The organism is Neorhizobium lilium (genome assembly GCF_004053875.1).
Classification (GTDB): domain Bacteria; phylum Pseudomonadota; class Alphaproteobacteria; order Rhizobiales; family Rhizobiaceae; genus Neorhizobium; species Neorhizobium lilii.
The window spans coordinates 263,927-280,181 of the sequence record NZ_SBIP01000006.1 but is presented as its reverse complement, the minus strand read 5'-3'; the positions used below and the strand labels follow the sequence as shown (position 1 = coordinate 280,181).

At 56.5% G+C, this 16,255-nt stretch carries 17 protein-coding genes and 1 pseudogene; 8 read left to right on the top strand and 10 right to left on the bottom strand.

The genetic code is table 11. From position 1 onward, the window contains the following. Positions 1–5 precede the first annotated feature (5 nt). Genes EPK99_RS23635 through EPK99_RS23615 form a run of 5 tightly spaced genes read right to left on the bottom strand, consistent with a single transcriptional unit; the run spans position 6 to position 4,790 of the window. Positions 6–1,169 (bottom strand): transglycosylase SLT domain-containing protein, encoded by a 1,164-nt coding sequence (locus EPK99_RS23635; protein WP_128445541.1) that lies wholly within the window; start codon positions 1,167–1,169, stop codon positions 6–8. Continuing rightward, a complete protein-coding gene (locus tag EPK99_RS23630; RefSeq protein WP_128445568.1) occupies positions 1,162–3,522 on the bottom strand; it encodes a VirB4 family type IV secretion/conjugal transfer ATPase in 2,361 nt (786 codons plus the stop codon). Before EPK99_RS23630 ends, EPK99_RS23635 begins: the two co-directional genes overlap by 8 nt. A 47-nt stretch (positions 3,523–3,569) precedes the next feature. Continuing rightward, positions 3,570–3,860, bottom strand: a complete 291-nt coding sequence (locus EPK99_RS23625) for a VirB3 family type IV secretion system protein (RefSeq protein WP_128445540.1) — start codon at positions 3,858–3,860, stop codon at positions 3,570–3,572. A 1-nt stretch (position 3,861) separates the two neighbouring features. Beyond that, positions 3,862–4,185 (bottom strand): TrbC/VirB2 family type IV secretion system protein, encoded by a 324-nt coding sequence (locus EPK99_RS23620; RefSeq protein ID WP_128445539.1) that lies wholly within the window; start codon positions 4,183–4,185, stop codon positions 3,862–3,864. A 44-nt stretch (positions 4,186–4,229) separates the two neighbouring features. Next, complete coding sequence (locus EPK99_RS23615) at positions 4,230–4,790, bottom strand: lytic transglycosylase domain-containing protein (RefSeq protein WP_128445538.1); 561 nt, start codon at positions 4,788–4,790, stop codon at positions 4,230–4,232. A gap of 87 nt (positions 4,791–4,877) precedes the next feature. Here EPK99_RS23615 and EPK99_RS23610 point away from each other — a divergent pair, with 87 nt between their 5' ends. Next, entirely contained in the window at positions 4,878–5,498 is a 621-nt protein-coding gene (locus tag EPK99_RS23610; protein ID WP_128445537.1) for a hypothetical protein, read from the top strand. Beyond that, positions 5,488–5,997, top strand: coding sequence for a thermonuclease family protein (locus EPK99_RS23605; RefSeq protein WP_128445536.1), 510 nt, complete (start codon positions 5,488–5,490; stop codon positions 5,995–5,997). Before EPK99_RS23610 ends, EPK99_RS23605 begins: the two co-directional genes overlap by 11 nt. Here EPK99_RS23605 and EPK99_RS23600 read toward each other — a convergent pair whose 3' ends face one another. After that, the gene (locus tag EPK99_RS23600) at positions 5,998–6,204 is read right to left on the bottom strand and encodes a hypothetical protein (RefSeq protein WP_128445535.1); all 207 of its coding nucleotides are present in this window, start codon (positions 6,202–6,204) and stop codon (positions 5,998–6,000) included. A 454-nt stretch (positions 6,205–6,658) separates the two neighbouring features. Between EPK99_RS23600 and EPK99_RS23595 the strand changes: the two genes are divergently transcribed. Next, positions 6,659–7,429: a hypothetical protein gene (locus tag EPK99_RS23595; protein WP_128445534.1), complete on the top strand. Its 771-nt coding sequence runs from the start codon at positions 6,659–6,661 to the stop codon at positions 7,427–7,429. Between the two features lie 74 nt (positions 7,430–7,503). Here the strand turns inward: EPK99_RS23595 and EPK99_RS23590 are convergent, their stop codons facing one another. Both EPK99_RS23590 and EPK99_RS25835 read right to left on the bottom strand, forming a co-directional pair. Then, on the bottom strand, positions 7,504–7,941 hold the full coding sequence (locus EPK99_RS23590) for a hypothetical protein (protein ID WP_128445533.1): 438 nt from the start codon (positions 7,939–7,941) through the stop codon (positions 7,504–7,506). Positions 7,942–8,084: 143 nt separating this feature from the next. Then, the gene (locus EPK99_RS25835; protein ID WP_245582551.1) at positions 8,085–8,621 is read right to left on the bottom strand and encodes a helix-turn-helix domain-containing protein; all 537 of its coding nucleotides are present in this window, start codon (positions 8,619–8,621) and stop codon (positions 8,085–8,087) included. Positions 8,622–8,935: 314 nt separating this feature from the next. Between EPK99_RS25835 and EPK99_RS23580 the strand changes: the two genes are divergently transcribed. The 5 genes and pseudogenes from EPK99_RS23580 to repC (EPK99_RS23550) form a co-directional block, all read left to right on the top strand. After that, positions 8,936–9,265 carry a single-stranded DNA-binding protein gene (locus tag EPK99_RS23580; RefSeq protein WP_128445532.1) on the top strand — a complete coding sequence of 110 codons (330 nt, stop codon included), beginning with the start codon at positions 8,936–8,938 and terminating at the stop codon, positions 9,263–9,265. Between the two features lie 612 nt (positions 9,266–9,877). Next, entirely contained in the window at positions 9,878–11,104 is a 1,227-nt protein-coding gene (repA, locus tag EPK99_RS23575; RefSeq protein WP_128445531.1) for a plasmid partitioning protein RepA, read from the top strand. Then, entirely contained in the window at positions 11,101–12,081 is a 981-nt protein-coding gene (repB, locus tag EPK99_RS23570) for a plasmid partitioning protein RepB (protein ID WP_128445530.1), read from the top strand. Before repA ends, repB begins: the two co-directional genes overlap by 4 nt. 155 nt (positions 12,082–12,236) lie before the next feature. Continuing rightward, positions 12,237–13,466, top strand: a complete 1,230-nt coding sequence (gene repC, locus EPK99_RS23565; protein ID WP_128445529.1) for a plasmid replication protein RepC — start codon at positions 12,237–12,239, stop codon at positions 13,464–13,466. Between the two features lie 1,534 nt (positions 13,467–15,000). Then, positions 15,001–15,182: pseudogene (repC, locus tag EPK99_RS23550) on the top strand (replication initiation protein RepC); the annotation flags it as partial. A 28-nt stretch (positions 15,183–15,210) separates the two neighbouring features. On the opposite strand, the gene EPK99_RS25830 reads toward repC (EPK99_RS23550), so the two are convergent. Both EPK99_RS25830 and EPK99_RS23545 read right to left on the bottom strand, forming a co-directional pair. Beyond that, a complete protein-coding gene (locus tag EPK99_RS25830; RefSeq protein ID WP_245582550.1) occupies positions 15,211–15,462 on the bottom strand; it encodes an alpha/beta fold hydrolase in 252 nt (83 codons plus the stop codon). Continuing rightward, a complete protein-coding gene (locus EPK99_RS23545; RefSeq protein WP_245582549.1) occupies positions 15,462–16,025 on the bottom strand; it encodes an alpha/beta fold hydrolase in 564 nt (187 codons plus the stop codon). Before EPK99_RS23545 ends, EPK99_RS25830 begins: the two co-directional genes overlap by 1 nt. Between the last annotated feature and the right edge of the window lie 230 nt (positions 16,026–16,255).

Sequence of the window (16,255 nt, the reverse complement as noted above, 5' to 3'; positions counted from 1 at the left end):
CCTCCTTAATCGGCCGCGTTAGCAGCGTTCTGAATGGACAGAAGATTGTCTCTGACCCCATTATCTGTCGAGCCCGACGACAGGACCTGCGTTTCGCCGTCAGCTGCGGCAATTGCGGCGCAGCGCGGCCAATCCTCTCGCGCCACCTTAATTGCTTCGAGGATGACCGGATCACAGCTATAAGGATTGACCTTGGCATCGGACTTCAGCGTCTTGCTTGTCTCCGATGTCCTGGACAGGTTCAGCTGCAACCGGGCCTGCAACAGCTCGTTGAAGAGATTGCGCGTGGTGATCAGATTGTTCAGCAGCTCGGCGTTCACCGCCCTCGCCTGCGTGTTGTCATCCCACGCGTCCTGATAAATCTCCGAAGCCCCGACCGACGACGAAAGCGCGTCAATGCGACGGTTCGCCTCCTGCACGCGCGCTGTACCGGTATCGATGCCCGAGGTCGCCCGTTCCACGGCGCCAAGTGCTGCCGTGTTCGACCTGCGCGTCGCATCCGATCCGTAATCCACGCTGGTCTTGAACGCTGGTGAAGCGATATCTTCGATATTGGAGCCGCCGGCATAGGCATTGAACCAGGCATGGTTCCGCCCCACCTTCCCGGCCCAGTTCGCTTGTTCCGTTGGTGTCGACCCGTTGTACCAGGATGCGAGGCAGGAATAGTTTGTGCTGCCGCACTTGTTGACGCCCATGCCGAGATATTTGACGCCGCCCTCGATGTTCTCTTCATTGATGTCGCGGTCGAACCCCATTCCATTGCCGGTCTTTTTGGTGAGCTGCATAACGCCCTTGACGCCGGTCGGCGAACCCGAGCAGGTGGAGATCCCGGATTCGGCATGTGCAACGGCGAGCGCCAAGCCAACAGGAACGTCGTATTTGTCAGCATAATGCTTGATCAACTCGACATTCTTGGCGTCCTCCTGCACCGCCTGGGCCGGCGAACGATAGAGGCGGCGGCTCTTTTCCTTTTGCGAGATGTTGCAGTTGGTGACTGTTTGCTCTTCCAACTGATCTGTCTGTGTTTCCGTGTCCTTGGCCGAATGATTTTCGTCGTCCAACCGCTTGTCCTTGATATCGTCATCGAAAACCGGAACGTCGGCCCATGCTGCAGGTGTCGGTCCGGCCATAAAGGTGGCGGAGAGAAGAAGAACCACCGCTTTACGCATCTGTCGTCTCCATCGTCGCCCAGCCGCAGAAATGGGGAAGCCAAGCCGCGGGCTCGTCGCCGTGGAGCTTGCGCAGTGCCGCGCACTCGCGCACCGTTTCCGGACGCCCGGACAGGACCTTGACGAGGTCTGGCATGGCCGAGAGATCAAGGCGCGCGATGATCGAATCCTGCGCATGCTTGATCAAGAAGGTGCGGCTCGCCTTATCCGCCTGCTTGACGAAACGGAACTCTTTTTCCGACAGTCCGAAGGCCTTACGATAGCTCTCCTCATCGGCCGAGGCGTTCGGAAAGAAGATGTTGGTCATTGTCTGTTCAATGATCGTATTGCGCAGGTCGGACCGCACGACGTCGGCGGCCGATTGTGTCCCGAAGCCGACAATGCCGTTCATCTTTCGGATGGTTTTGAGCCAGTCCTTGATAAAGCCCGAGAAGACATCGTCATCGAGCAGGCGCCAGCCCTCGTCGAGAAAGATCATCGACGGTGTGCCGTCGAGAATCTCCTGGATGCGATGAAACATATAGAGCAGAGCCGCCGAACGCGTGCGCTTGTCGGACAGGATCTCCGTCATGTCGAAGCCGATCACCGATCTCGAAAAGTCGAGTTCGTCGCTCACATTGTTGAACAGCCAGCCCTTGTCGCCCGTTGTCCATTCCTTGAGCCGGTCGGCAAGGTCACCGATCCCGGACCGCATGCGCCCCCGCAAAGCCTCGGCCAACATGTCGAGCCGCCGCTGCGAACGGTCGAAATCATCGTAGATGCTGTCGACCGCGTCGGAAATGACCGCCATCTCCTCGGCGTTGAGAACGCGATCGGAGGGCGTGACCAGATAGGAGACCAGCGTCTTGCCGAAGCTGCGGTTTGCCGGCGTGTCTTCGAGTTGCAGCGGCGCAAAGCCTGTCGGTTCGCCCGGAGACAGGCGCTCGTACCGACCGCCCATGGCGCGCACGAAAATTTCACCGCCTCGATCCTTGTCGATGAAGACGCAACGTGGCCGCGGCTCGACGCGCATGCCTTGTGCCAGAAGGAAGGACAGCGCCACCGTCTTGCCCGAGCCGGTGGGCCCAATCACGGTGAAATTCCCGACGTCGTCCTCATGGAAATTGAAGAAATAGGCCGTCTGGCTGGTCGTCTCGAGCAATGAGATCGGTGTCGCCCAATGGACCTTCTGCGTTTGGCCTGACGGGAAATTGTGGGCGGAAAACAGCCCCGCAAAGTTCACCGAGGAAATCAGCCCTTGTCGCGCCACATAGGCGAAATTCGACGGTAACTGCGCCCACCACGCCGCTTCTTGATTGAGATCCTCGCGAACGGCGACGACACCCATGCGGGCAAGCTCCGCCGTGACGTCAGCCACCGCCCGGTTCAGGCCTGAAATCTCGCGCGAGAGTACGGCAACCGTCATATGGTGCTTGCCGAACACGACCTCGCCTGAGGCCAACCGGTCTCGCGCCGTCTCGATATCATCCTCGACAGCCGTGCCGCCATCGTCGGAATTGGAGATCTGCCGGCTGATCGTCGCAATCGCCTCGGTAACGCTCGTGCGGTCCTCAGGGGCGAAGGAATGGGTGACGATGAATTCATACGGGAGGCGCAGCAGCCCATCGAGCTGTCCGGGCGTCGTCATCGGCGGATATTCCTTGATCGACACCATGGCCGCGACTTTGGAGACGGCACCATCGGCCGACCAGATTTCTGTCGCCTTGCGTCCAAACAGGATCCTTCCCGTTCCGACATAGTCCGCAAGCGACATACGCGGCAGCGGCATCGATCGCTCGTCACCGGCAGCAAGGATTTTCGCGATAAATTCGGCTGTTTCGGAAAAAATCGCTCCCTCGCGCGCGACGCAGGAAAGCACTTCCGGGCGATAGGAGCGAAAATCGCCGACGATCCCGGTCACCATGTCCTTCAGATCGCGGAGCGCCTCGCCCCTCGCCTCGACCTCATTGTCGGCCATGCGGAAAACGTCGAACATCCGGTCGACCTTGCCCGCCCTCCCCGTCATCGGGCGCCGGATGACGGTCAGGTAAAGCTCGTTGACGAACATCGTCCGGTGTTTCAGCCCCTCCATGTAGCGGGCATTCAGCTCATCGGCGAAGGCGTTATCGAAGTCACCGTCGATCGCGGGCGCGATCTGGCGACGAATGATCGTGGCATAAAGCGCAAACCGGGATGAACCAAGCGCCCTCACCGTCATGTTGCGGTTGGCAAGGCGAGCATTGATCTCGGCCTGGTCCATGGTCTGATACGGAAGCCCGGAGAGCCGGATGACCTGCAGCAACATACCGGTCTTCGTGACGATGGTCTCTTCATCGACGTGGCGCAGGTACGGCACATGTGTACTGATTGCCATTTCCCGCGCGCGTTCACGGCCGTATTTCAAATCGAGGTTGATGATGTTCACGGGCTGTAACTCCCGGCTTTCCAGAACTTCCTGTTGCGGATTGCCCGACGCATCGACAGGAACACCTGGGCCACGCGCACGATATGGACGTCACGTTGGCAGAGGTAGAGCCCGATAAAATGGATTGGCAGGACGATCAGCGGCGCGAGGAAATTTGAGGTTGCGATGAAAAGAACAATCCCGAACAGTCCGTTGACCACAAAGACGATGATATCGACCCCGAAATACATCGGTGGTCTGGTCAGCGGCAGGATGAGCGGTTCGACATCGGGTGCGTCATCGTGCATGTCACATACCCGCGGACGACTTCATCGCATCGACCAGTTCGGCAGCGCCGAAGATGATCGCGATGCCAATGATGATTGAAATGGCCCCTTGCCAGGCCATGCGTCCCGTCAGGAAGAGGAAGCCGAGAAAGCAGACGGCGATGATCGCAAGCGAGCGGGCGACGTTGCCCTGCAGTACGCCGACGAACCAGTCGAGGATACCTTCCACGGGTGCTGCCGATTGCGCATAGGCAAAGTCGGGAACGAGAGCGGCACCAATAACGGTCAGACCGAGCCACAGTCCGGCTCTGCGGTGTGTTCGTGATAAAATCGAAGACGGGGTCATGCGAGTATCCTTGATAGTTGCAGGAGATAATTGTCAGCCGGGCGCTATTCGGCAGCCCAGACGTGTTCGTCACGCCACGGCGATGCGGAAAGGCCAGCCAGTTGCTTGACTGGCGCGCTGCCGGGTCTGCGCTTTTCCTGCGCCGTGGACGCTTTGGCATTCAACGTCCAGCGGTTCATCACCTTGACGATGTATTGAGCGGTCTCGTTGAATTCCGGAATGCCGCGCTTCTGATACACTCGCTCCGGCCCGGCATTGTAGGCGGCGAGCATTAGAAGTGGATCGTCGAATTCCGTATAGAGTTTCTTGAGGTAGCGAACGCCCGCGCGAATGTTGGATTGAGGATCACAACGGTCCGTCACGCCATAATCGGCGGCCGTTCCTGGCATCAGCTGCATGATGCCGATGGCGCCGGCATCCGAGACTTGGTGCCTGCCGCCTGCACTCTCGACATCAACCACTGCGAGCGCGAGGGCGGGATCCAGGTCCTCTTCGGTGGCTATCGTGCTGACCATCTCCTGGACGACTTTCAGATCAGCCGGATCACACGCCAGTGCCGTCGCCGGAGAGCTGATTGATACAAGAAAAAGGATGGTGCTTTTCAAATCTCAGTTTCCATTGCAACAATATGCGATTAACTATAATTAATTTGTAAAACCCTACCGTGTCAATCAGGAAAAAGGAGTGTCGTTGTGTTCAGACAACTTATCAGTTGCGCAGGCGCATTGATTGGACTCGTGCTAACCCACTCCTCCGCCGCTGCTGATGAAGCCTACAGAGCTTATTCCGAGCCGGCTGCAACCTATCTTCTACAGTTCGGCAAAAAGAACGGCAGAGTGTTCATACTGGAGCGCTTCGACAGTAATGGCCGTCTGGTCGATCGCGCCGTTAACGAGATCGAGGGGAACGTATCGATCAACAGCGCTACCGATCGAACCGTTGCCGGACGGAAGATTCGTCTACGCGGCCTCGAAGCCTGCCCAACCAAAAACGTTATCTATAACAGGATGCAAATCTGGTCGTGCCAGGATGCAGCGCGCGACTACGCGGGAACAATCTACAACCAACGTGCGAGCGTCGTACTGTGCAAAACGCTGCTCTTGGCAAACGAGCCAGAAGAAGCGATTCCCTCGTCTTGTTTTATCTTGGTTGGAGGAGATGGAGAGCCGTTTCGCACTGTTTACGATGACGACAGCATGGTGTTCCTGGGTCTCGCCAACATTGGGCGCACGGTCGACGGACAGTCCCGAAGGCTCGATCTCGAGGGAACGCAAGCGCTTTCACTGTCGATGGGGTTCCAAAATGCGGATTGATTTGGCCGGATTGTTCCTTGTCCTCACCATTGCTGTCGTGAACGCACAACAACGAACCATCTCATTTCCTTCGGGCGTTCATTTTGAAACCGGCGACACCTGGACGCATGAAGGTCGAAGATACAGGCTCTTTGGAGTTCAGGCCTGCATTCGAGGCACAGTGTATCGATCGAAAGAGGGCGAGGAAGGAGACTGCGGCATACGTTCGATCGCCTCGCTCGCAGCACTGTTCTCGACCGGCACAATTGCGTGCCAACCGATTGGCGCGGCCAGGACCGAGACAGCGCTCGTGGTGTGCGCCGCTGAGATCGACGGTGCCACCGTCGATGTCGGAACAGCTCTTATCTCTTCCGGGGCGGCGTTCTCCGCAACGCTGCCCTCAGGTGCGCCTGTCACGTCGGCATACGCTGTGGCGGAGTTGACCGCGAAACATCATCGAACTGGGCTTTGGTCGGGGACCTTCGATCATCCTGTTACAGTGCTGTGGGGCAGCCGCTGATCAGAGGTTCGATAGATCGACTTCAAGGGTTTCCGTGATGACGGCAATTTCGCGAATCGTCAGATCTTCCCACGCCCCTGATTGCAGAAGTTTCAGCCGCTCTTCGGCGATCCCTGTGATCTCCGCGAATTCCTGATGATCGGTTCCGCTGCGTCTAAGCTCGTCCGCGAGGAATTGCACAAGTTCAGCCGCACTTTCAATGGCCATTTGCGGACATCCTTTCCATACATCGCTCATCGGGTATTCGGCTCCAATGGCAAGAAGCAAGACGTTTGCTTTTGCGCTGCGCCGGGACGTTAAAACATCGACAGCGGGATCGTGGGCGAGACGCACATAATTAGCGAGGCCCCGGGCTACACGCAACCCACACACGAGTGAAAAGCGGCCTTTTAGGGGCCGACATCGTTTTCAGCTTGTCCAATAGAGAAATATAATAAATTCTTCCACTCGTTCCGACATGGCGAATCCGAGGAGTGCCTATGCGCAAGACAAAATAAAACCCGCCTCGGAGAGGCGGGTCAAAGAACACACGATTACGTGCGAGATGTCTTTTAGCCACTGATTTTTTCGCACAATGAAGACGCTGCTGCAAGTGAATTCTTGCCACGGTGACGTGTGCCTTTGCGTCCGATTTCCTCTCCGCATCCTGAAAGGAGAGTTCATGACGACGACCCCTAATACATTTGGGCCGAACCTGCTGGCGCGCCTGCTCTCAGCCAGATCGGCACAACAGATCGACGAATATGCGAAGGCCGCCTGGGTGCTCAATGGTGAAGGCCTGATCCCCGACAGAGAGATGGAGTATCTGGCGCCGGTCATCGAGCACCAGCGCAAATCGGCCGGGAGACCGACGGGCTTTGCAAGCCGATCGGCCACAGGTTCGGCGCCCCGCCACAGACCTGCGATCCCTGCAGCCAGCCGGGGTAAGGCTTGGCTACTTCGGCGCGCGGTGGCGAAGGACTGCGTCATCCCGACGTGCCTGGCGAAACTGTTCACAGTCAGCAAGCTTGCCGTCCTTGCGATCATCGCTCGCGCCGTTATCGAAAAGGGAGCCTCGACAATGTCGCTGGCTGAAATCGCTGCGCGCGCTGGCGTGGGCTGCACGACCGCACGCTACGCCATCCGCGAGGCTGCTTGTATGGGGCTGATCAGTGTTAAGGCAAATCGCTACAACGCGATCTGGAACCGCCCGAACACGATCCAGATCATCTCCCCGCGATGGAACGAATGGTTGCGTGTCTACCGAAACTCGAAAGCGAAACGGGCCAACGGAGGGTCGTTGACGACCACCTCCGATAGGCCCCTCAGAATTATGACCCCAATTATTGAAACTAACAGATTCAGATGGTCTGATGCGTCGACTTTGGTGGCCCCCGCCTCCGCCCTCCCCCTTGAATTTGAGCCGATGTCTGATCCTCCGACCAGATCGTGATGCTCCGGAAACAGTAGGAAGCAGAAATCAACCACCGCCGCGCCCATTTTTCCGCGTCGGTCCTCGACGCGCGCTTACGGTTTAGGCCTGCATTCGAGCGGCCGTAACTCTTGCAACACAACGCCTGGCTTAGGCGACACCATCGCCCCGATCCAATTGTGCGAGAAGGTCCCTGCCCCATCGACCGGCAACAACCATAAAACATCGTTGGTCTGGAGCTCGATTTTGACTTCGCTGGATATCGGGCTTCCAGTCACCGTCTGGACATAGTGCCGCTTAATCGGACGGATTACGCCGCTTGAATCGGTGACATTATTTTCCCGGTAGTCCAGTTCGACGCCGCCCGAAATGAGCTTCGTGGTGCAGTCTTGGGATCTCTCACACTCGATCGTCGATGAGAACCTGCAGGACCATACAAGCCCGTCTTTCCACATTGGATTGTCTGCCGCACCCGCTGGTACCGCGGCTAAAGCAAGGACCGCGCCTGCAATACGTTTCAAATTCAGTTTCATCTCACCCACTCGCTTTTAAGCTGCCTTGGCGTCGGAAAGATAAATATAATTTACTCACGTCTGCGTCGATAGGCTCCAATAGGAGCGCTCGGCACGTTTTCTTGGATGTCGCGAACCAGCCCTGGGCGAGAGCACGGCTTAAATCACGGGTTGCCGGATTTTTGCCCCATCATCAGTTCCTGCAAGGGAATTTTCAAATTCGTACTGATCCGAGTAATCACCTGCAGCGAAGGGTTGGCCGATCCGTCGAGGATCCGCAGGTAATAGGGCGAAGTCATCTCGCAGAGATGAGCGAGTTCCTTCTTGTTCAGGCCGCGCCGCTCCCGCTCGCGTTCCATCGTGGCTGCGATGTTTCGCAGGATCATCGTGCCGAGATCGGTATCGGCTTTCTTTCGCTTGCTCGTGGCCATCTGATTAATTATATTTAACTTGTTGAATTGAACGGGAAGGTTGCCGATGTCTTTCAAAATCACGATTATCGTCGCTGGTGTTCTGTTGTACCCCGGCCCTTTCGTTACCCCGGCCAGTGCAGACGAATGGGGTTGTGAAGTCCTGCTGTGTGCCTCTTCGTCCGACCCAACTTGGCGCGGTGTCCCGGCATGCCATCCCCCGATGAAGCGGTTGATATCGGCGATGAAGAAGCCCGGTTTCGACTGGCCCGTTTGCCGCGAAGCCGGCACGGGCGCGCCTGGATACGAGCGATACTCGGATTGCCCAAGCGGCTATCAGGTCGGCCGCAGCCAGGATCGCAACGGGTTCGCGACAGAGCAGAACCTTTGCGTCAAGACAGTCAACACTTGCCAAGGAGGGGTTCACGGCTTTCATAACTCCGACAGACAAGGTGACTGCATACGAACTATTTCCCTGCTCAGGCCATTGAGGTCGGAGCCCTATTTTTTTGACATCGAGAACGACACCTCCGGCCGTACCGAACGGCATTGGTTCGAATTGCACGATTAAACGGTTTTCTTCAGTTAAGGAAGGTTTAAATCCCATGCGCAGCGTCAACCGCCATACACTTCTTGGCCATGTGGGCAACGTCGTGGCGCTCAAGAACGTCCTGAAGGTGAATATCGCAACTAATCGCGATTGGCATGCCGGCGCGGAAATGAAATCTGCGACCGACTGGGTCCAGGTGACGGTGCTCGATAAAGAGCAAGCGAAGTGGATCGAGGAGAACGTCGGGCAAGGGGATCTCGTCTACGTAGAATCCCGCGTCGCAAATTCGAGTTACGACAGAGATGGGGCAGCCGTCTACACAACTGACGTCATTGTTCAGCTCTTCAATCTTGTTTCTAAAAGCAAGCCACGCTTGGACCAGTGAGGGATCCCGAGAGGGCAGCCTCGGTTAATCAACTCGAGGCGGTCGTCGTGTAAAGATCGGGCCGCCATGACATCGCGCGCCACGAAGCCGATTGGGCCGTCGCCAGCGCGCCAATCCGACCCAGGGCAGCGATGCGGCGAACTCGCTTTTGTAGGGTCCGCCGAAAGGGTCGCCTTGCCATACAGAATACACCGTTCCGTCACAAGCGCACAGAACAGGATCGCACGGCCAACTCAGCCACCGCAGAAGCCAACCAGGGACTCTCGCCGCACACCATTGGACATTTTGTATGCGCTGGCGTTTTCAGGTCGGGCTAAGGATGCAATACTGAAGCCGACGCGGGGCAACGATCGGACTTCGCTCAGGCGACTCCCTGGTTGCGGCGTCGCAGATTATCGATACTTTTCCTTGAAATTCGCATCGGCCATTCACCAATGTCAACCGATTGATACTACTATCCGTTTTAGCGCGGTGTGCCTTTGGGGCGCGTTCCCCTTAACGCGTGGTTAACTTTAAAAGACTTGCTCATCCAACAGAATCGGTCTTTACCTAGTCTCGGACTTCAGCCGTTTTCCGGCAAAGTTCCGCAAACTGGGCAAGGCAAACCTAAACATGGTAAATTTGGATATTGGCGCTGAAGAGGAGTTTTCCGGGTTTCGAGAGCTCGTTCGTGCTCATTCGCGCACGCTTTCGGCGCAACTGCAAGCCTACCAAACCAAGATGTTTCCGCCGCACGCGAGAAAAACAATCCGAAATTTTTCACCTGCGGAGGCCGAAAAACTGTTCGATTTCGCCGAGGGCTATCTGCGCACGATTGTCAGCGAAATGGAAAAGGATGAAAATCTGAATTTCAAGGTCGCGTCAGGACCGGGCAATCGCCGCACTTATTCGGTCAGCGATCTTGCGAAGATACGTCAGTATATGGATGCCGGAAGCCGCCCTGCTGGACGATATCTCCCGCATCGTCGGCCAAATGAGGCGCTTCAGGTGCTTGCCGTTATGAATTTCAAGGGCGGATCTGGTAAAACCACAACAGCGACGCATCTTGCTCAGTACCTTGCTCTGAGGGGCTATCGCGTCCTCGCTATCGATCTGGATCCCCAAGCGAGTATGTCCGCATTGTTTGGCAGCCAGCCTGAGCTTGATGTCGGGCCGAACGATACGATCTACGGTGCTATCCGCTACGATGAAGAGCGGCGTCCAATCCAAGATATCGTCAGGGCGACATATATCCCTGACCTGCACCTGATCCCTGGCAACCTCGAGCTTATGGAATTCGAGCACACCACGCCTATGGCGCTTTCAAAGCGGGAATCTAGGGACAAGCTTTTCTTTGCGCGGGTTTCAGATGCCATTGATGACATTCGCGATCTCTATGACGTGGTTGTTATCGACTGCCCGCCCCAGCTTGGGTATCTAACGCTTTCCGCGCTCACTGCCGCCACCTCGGTGCTCATCACGGTTCACCCCCAGATGCTTGACGTTCTATCGATGAATCAGTTCCTAGCCATGACGAGCGATCTGATGGATACAATCGCGGCCGCAGGAGCCGACGATAAGCAGAACTGGATGCGCTACCTGATCACTCGCTTTGAGCCCTCTGACGGTCCCCAGCATCAAATGGTAGCATTCCTACGATCTCTTTTCGGCAGCCACGTAATGGTCAACTCAATGGTTAAGAGCACCGCCATTTCGGATGCCGGCCTAACTAACCAGACACTTTTCGAGGTCGATCGCAATCAATTTACACGGGCCACATACGATCGCGCTTTGGAATCGATGAACAGCGTGAATGCAGAGATCGAGGGACTGATAAAAAGAACGTGGGGGAGGTCATGAGCCGCAAGAATCTCTTCGCTGACCTTCCTGCGCCCGCCACTTCGGGAGCTCCACCCCACGAGCGTCCGCTGCACGGAACCAGCAATCCAATGTCGGCAATAAAGAAGTCGGTGGGCGATCTGAATGACCGAAGCCGCCGTGCCGACGAGATAGAAAAAAGCCTCATCGACGGGCAGCCGGTCATCGATATTGATACCGGGCTGATCGACCCGTCATTTGTGCAAGACCGTATGGAAAGCTCTATTGATGGGCTGAGAGTGTCAATTCAAGAACAAGGACAGCAAGTACCAATTCTGGTGCGTCTACATCCTGACGACGATGGTCGGTATCAGGTTGCCTTCGGTCACCGTCGCCTCCGCGCACTGAAAGAACTCGGTCTCAAGGCGAAAGCAATTGTTCGCAACCTGACTGACGAACAGCTCGTTATTGCGCAGGGCCAAGAGAACAATGAGCGTGAAGATCTAACGTTCATTGAAAAGGCTCGGTTCGCTGCACGGCTCAAGGAGCGCTTTTCTCGGGACGTGATCGTGTCTTCGCTGTCGGTTGATAAGACGACGTTGTCGACGATGCTCCAGCTCGTTGACGCGTTACCTGAAGATCTGATTGACGCAATCGGTCCCGCCCCTGGCGTTGGCCGGCCGAACTGGCGGCAATTGGCGGATTTACTTGAAAAGGCGAATGAAACGCCGGAGGTGATCGCCATGGCCAGATCTGAGAGTGTGCAAGCTCTCAATTCGGAGGAGCGCTTCAAAGTTGTCTTAAACCACTTGAGGCCGACGCGGGTAGCGCGCGGAGCGCCTACAGTGCTGTCGAGCCCGACCGGCGCTCGCTTAGGCCAGATCACGCAGAATAAAACAAAGCTCGAAATTACAATCGATAGGAAGGCTACGCCCGAATTTGCGGCCTTTTTGCTCGAGCAGGTGCCCGCCCTCTACGAGGCACACTTGTCGAATCATAAGCGAAAACAGGGAGGATAGGCGTAAAAGAAAAAGGCCCCAACAACGTTGCCGTCGTGGAACCTCATTCTGTAGTCCTGAGAAACACAGAATCGCATTTCCACGAATCCTCGTCAAGAGCTTTTGGCACCGTTTTGGTGAGCGGATTTCTTTTGCCTTCTAAAAGGTGAAAGACAATGCAAACAAGAAATGTAACGACGCCCTTTGGGCGGCGGCCGATGACGCTTTCTCTCGTGCGGCATCAAACGGCGCTGGCCGACATCAGGCAGGGAAAGACTGCCGATAAATGGAAAGTCTTCAGAGACGCATCCGCCGCAAGAGAAACGCTTGGAATCCAGACGAATAGCCTTGCCGTACTCGACGCGCTTTTGAGCTTCTATCCGGAGACCGAACTGCGCCAGGATGCTAAGCTCGTTGTTTTCCCATCGAACTATCAATTGTCGCTACGCGCTCACGGGATGGCGGGAGCCACTCTGCGCAGACATATCGCTATGTTAGTGCAAGCTGGTCTGATTGTCCGCAAGGACAGCGCAAACGGCAAGCGATATGCGCGCAAGGATAAAACCGGCCAAGTGGAGACGGCATTCGGATTCGATTTGTCGCCGCTTCTCGCCAGATCCGAAGAATTGGCCGCTCGGGCGCAGCAAGTTCTAGCCGATCGCGCGACCTTCCGGATTGCCAAGGAAAGCTTAACGATCTGCCGCCGGGATGTCCGCAAGCTAATTTCGGCAGCCATGGAAGAGGGCGCTGACGGTGATTGGCAGGGGCTCGAGGACAGGTATGTCCGTCTGGTTGGTAGGATTCCCCGGACCCCGACGCTTTCGGACGTGGAGGCAACGCTCTCCGAGATGGAGATATTGCAGCAAGAGGTCGTCAACCAGCTGGATTTTCTCGATAATTCCGAAAAAATAAGCACCAATGATGCTCAAATCGAGCGCCACATACAGAATTCAAAAACCGAATCTCTTAATGAACTTGAACCAAGCTCTGAAAAAGAGCAGGACGGAAAATCGGAGCCCAAGAGGCGGCAGAAAAGTGAACCGATGAAGGCGTTTCCGTTGGCGTTGATCTTGAGGGCCTGCCCGACGATCGCAGACTATGGGCCCGGCGGGATGATCGGTAACTGGCGAGATTTGATGTCGGCCGCAGTGGTGGTTCGCTCGACGTTGGGTGTCAGTCCGTCTGCATACCAAGACGCATGCGAAGCGATGGGGCCAGAGAATGCGGCAGTCGCGGTGGCAGGTATTCTAGAGCGAGCGAATTTTATCAATTCCCCAGGAGGTTACCTTCGAGACCTAACTCGTCGTACTAGCCGCGGCGAATTCTCGTTGGGGCCAATGATTGTTGCTCTTCTGAAGTCGAGCGGACATGCGCTACGACACGCGGGATGTCAGAGCGGCACTTAAGAAACGGGGCAAAGTGATAATTTCCGGTTCACGGGGCCCGGTCTGTCATCGTCACAAGGAGCTAACGGTGGGGTGTCAACTGATCCCGCGCCGCGCCGCTGCTAGTGGTGCCGTCTACCAACATCCCCCTCCCCTCCCCCGACAGCTGGTCATGAGGAAGTCCTATTGAGATCGCGCCCAACTGCACAAAATTTTCTTGTTCAGCGAACGGTTTGGATAGCGGTAACCTGGAACCGGCGTTCTGTTTCGACCCTTACGCATCGGTTCAATGGAGTTGGCAAACCGCATCCTCATTGTCCCGATCACGCGCAGCTCCGCACCCACAGGCATCCCCGAACCAGCCTACGCCGCCTACTGCCCGCGGCGGCCGAAGGCGACGTCGCCCTGATCTTTCGGAGGGCACGGTGATCCCTTAGCCTGCGTCGCGGAAACGACGCGGGCGTCCCGTTCTTGCATGGTGACGCCGCACTGGCTGGTCGTAAGGGCGTGATCGATGCGGCTCGTCATGGCGGTGCGGAGATGGGCACGAAGCCCTGGCACACCGGACCGCCCAAAAGCATCCTGTAGGATGCCATATGGTCTAATGCCCGGCCGGATTGTCTTCACCTGAGAGCGTCCCCGGAACGAGGCGTCATCCCATGATTACCAAGCAACCGCTGCACGTACCGTAAGGTCGGCGGTAGGGGGACTATCCTGCTTCTGTCCTCAAAGAACCCAACTGACGCCCATTCGATATCAGGACGGAAAGATGGTTGGTTTTCATACCGCATTTGCTTTGATCAATCAGGTTAGAAAAACCGCTCTTTTTACCCTCAGAGGGGAGCCGTTCAGTGCGCCTTGGGGTGAACGGCGGCGAATGTTACAGTCTTCGGCTCGACGCCATCCTCCGCGAGCGGTTCCATCATCCGCGCGAATGTCCCTCCCCCGCCCGATCGCTTGTAGCGGATTGTTCGGTCGGAGGCGCGGTATTTTGGGCCAACAAAGGCGCTTGCCTCACCGAACAATGCCGGATCGAGTTGCTACCTCCTTTGATCCATGACGAAGGTTATCCATGCGATGGACGGTTCGCACCTGCGAATGCCCCTAGGCCACTGAAATGTTAACGTTTTTTCGAACAGTGTTTTCGCGGCGATGCTCCATCGTATCTATGTTGGCTGCGCACCGGCGTAGGATCCTAATGCGGTCGGGTTGCCGAGACCCTCAACTATCTCGTGTCGCCGAAGACGTAGAGTTCGCAGCTGCGAATGCTTTTAACTTACTAAAAATGCAGCATATTTTCACCCGTCCCTTTCGGTCCTCCCGCCTCCCCTCTAAGTCACAACTTCGGCCTCATTCCGGTAAGGTCGGGCGGGTCTGAGTTGGGCGCCGTGGTTGAACTCGATGAACCTCGCAAGATTGGCTTACGACCCAGTTGCGCGGCAGGTGCGAACTATTGATGACTTTTTCAGACGAAGGTTACTGCAGAGGAAGTAGGCTGCCGTGGTCGCGGACCGATGTTCGGCTTTAGCCCGGAGCGCCTAGCCGGCTGCGAAACATTGGGCCAAAAAAAACGGCAGCCGCGATAGCTTCCATTCTTGAGTGGGGCGGGCAGATCAACTCGGCCGTGGCTATCTACGCCATCTGACGCAACGGGCGGAGAAGGGTGAGTTTTCCCTAGGCCCGATGCTGATGGCCTTGATGCGCGCCAATTCCGGGAACGATCAGCAGGCGGGATGAGATGGTGATATTCGGCCCTGTTTCCGTCTCACGCAACGCTGGTGAGGAAGTTATCCAGCAGGACGTTGAACTCCTTGTGCCTTTGCCAGTGGAGACCGTGTCCGGCATTTTCGACACGAACCGCTCCGCGGTTCCAGAGGTTGGCGAAAGTCAGGCTGTCGATGTAGTCGAGATTGATCACGGGGTCGTCAGCGCCGTTGACGATTGCCAGCGGAATGCGCGACGTTTTGACAAGGGTTCGCTGATCCGGGTGCTTTCCGGAAAGGGCTGCGTCGATCATCAACTCGCGCGAGCGCCCGTCTGTTCGTCTGACAGCGGTTTTCCAAACTCATCGTGGACGGCGTCCGATCCGAGCGCGAGCACAACGACCATGTCGATTTCCCGGTCGGTGAGGATCTGCTTTCCCGTGTATGCGAATTCCGGATTGGGAACAAAGCCTAGCGCTGCACCTTCAGGGCCCGGTGGGATTGGCGGTGTGCCAAAGATCATCGTCCCAGTGATCTTTTCTGGCAGGAGCCTCATGAGTTCCAAGGCGACATGGCCGCCGAGAGAGTGGCCGAGCATGGCGAAGCGAACGACGTCGAGTGCTTCAATTACTTCGCAGATGGCGTCGGCATATCCATTGAAGTTGTACGTGCGCAGCGGGTCGATGGCGTCGGAAGACTGACCATGGCCCGGCAGGTCGACGGCGATGATCCGGCGTTTTCCGGTGAGAGCCTCGATCTGGAAATGGAATGTTTCCTTGCAGACCGAATTGGCGTGGATCATGAGGAGGGGGATTTCACTGCCGGCTGTGTCGTAGACTGCGATCCGTCCATGGGATGTTTCGATCGTTTTTTTCACTCATCATCAATGCTCTGTGTTCACCTTCAAATTTTCGTCCGGACCGTGTTGCCGAAGGACCTAAACGATCTCTGTGACCACAATCTGAAGCTCGTGTTACGTGACACCCCGCAAGCCACTATACGGCAAGGTTCCGCCCGCGTTAATGCTAGAGGCCAATTTTCCAAATATTGGGCACATGAGTCGACTTTTACGAAAGTGTTTCAGTCCACCTCAAATTCGTAAGGTTC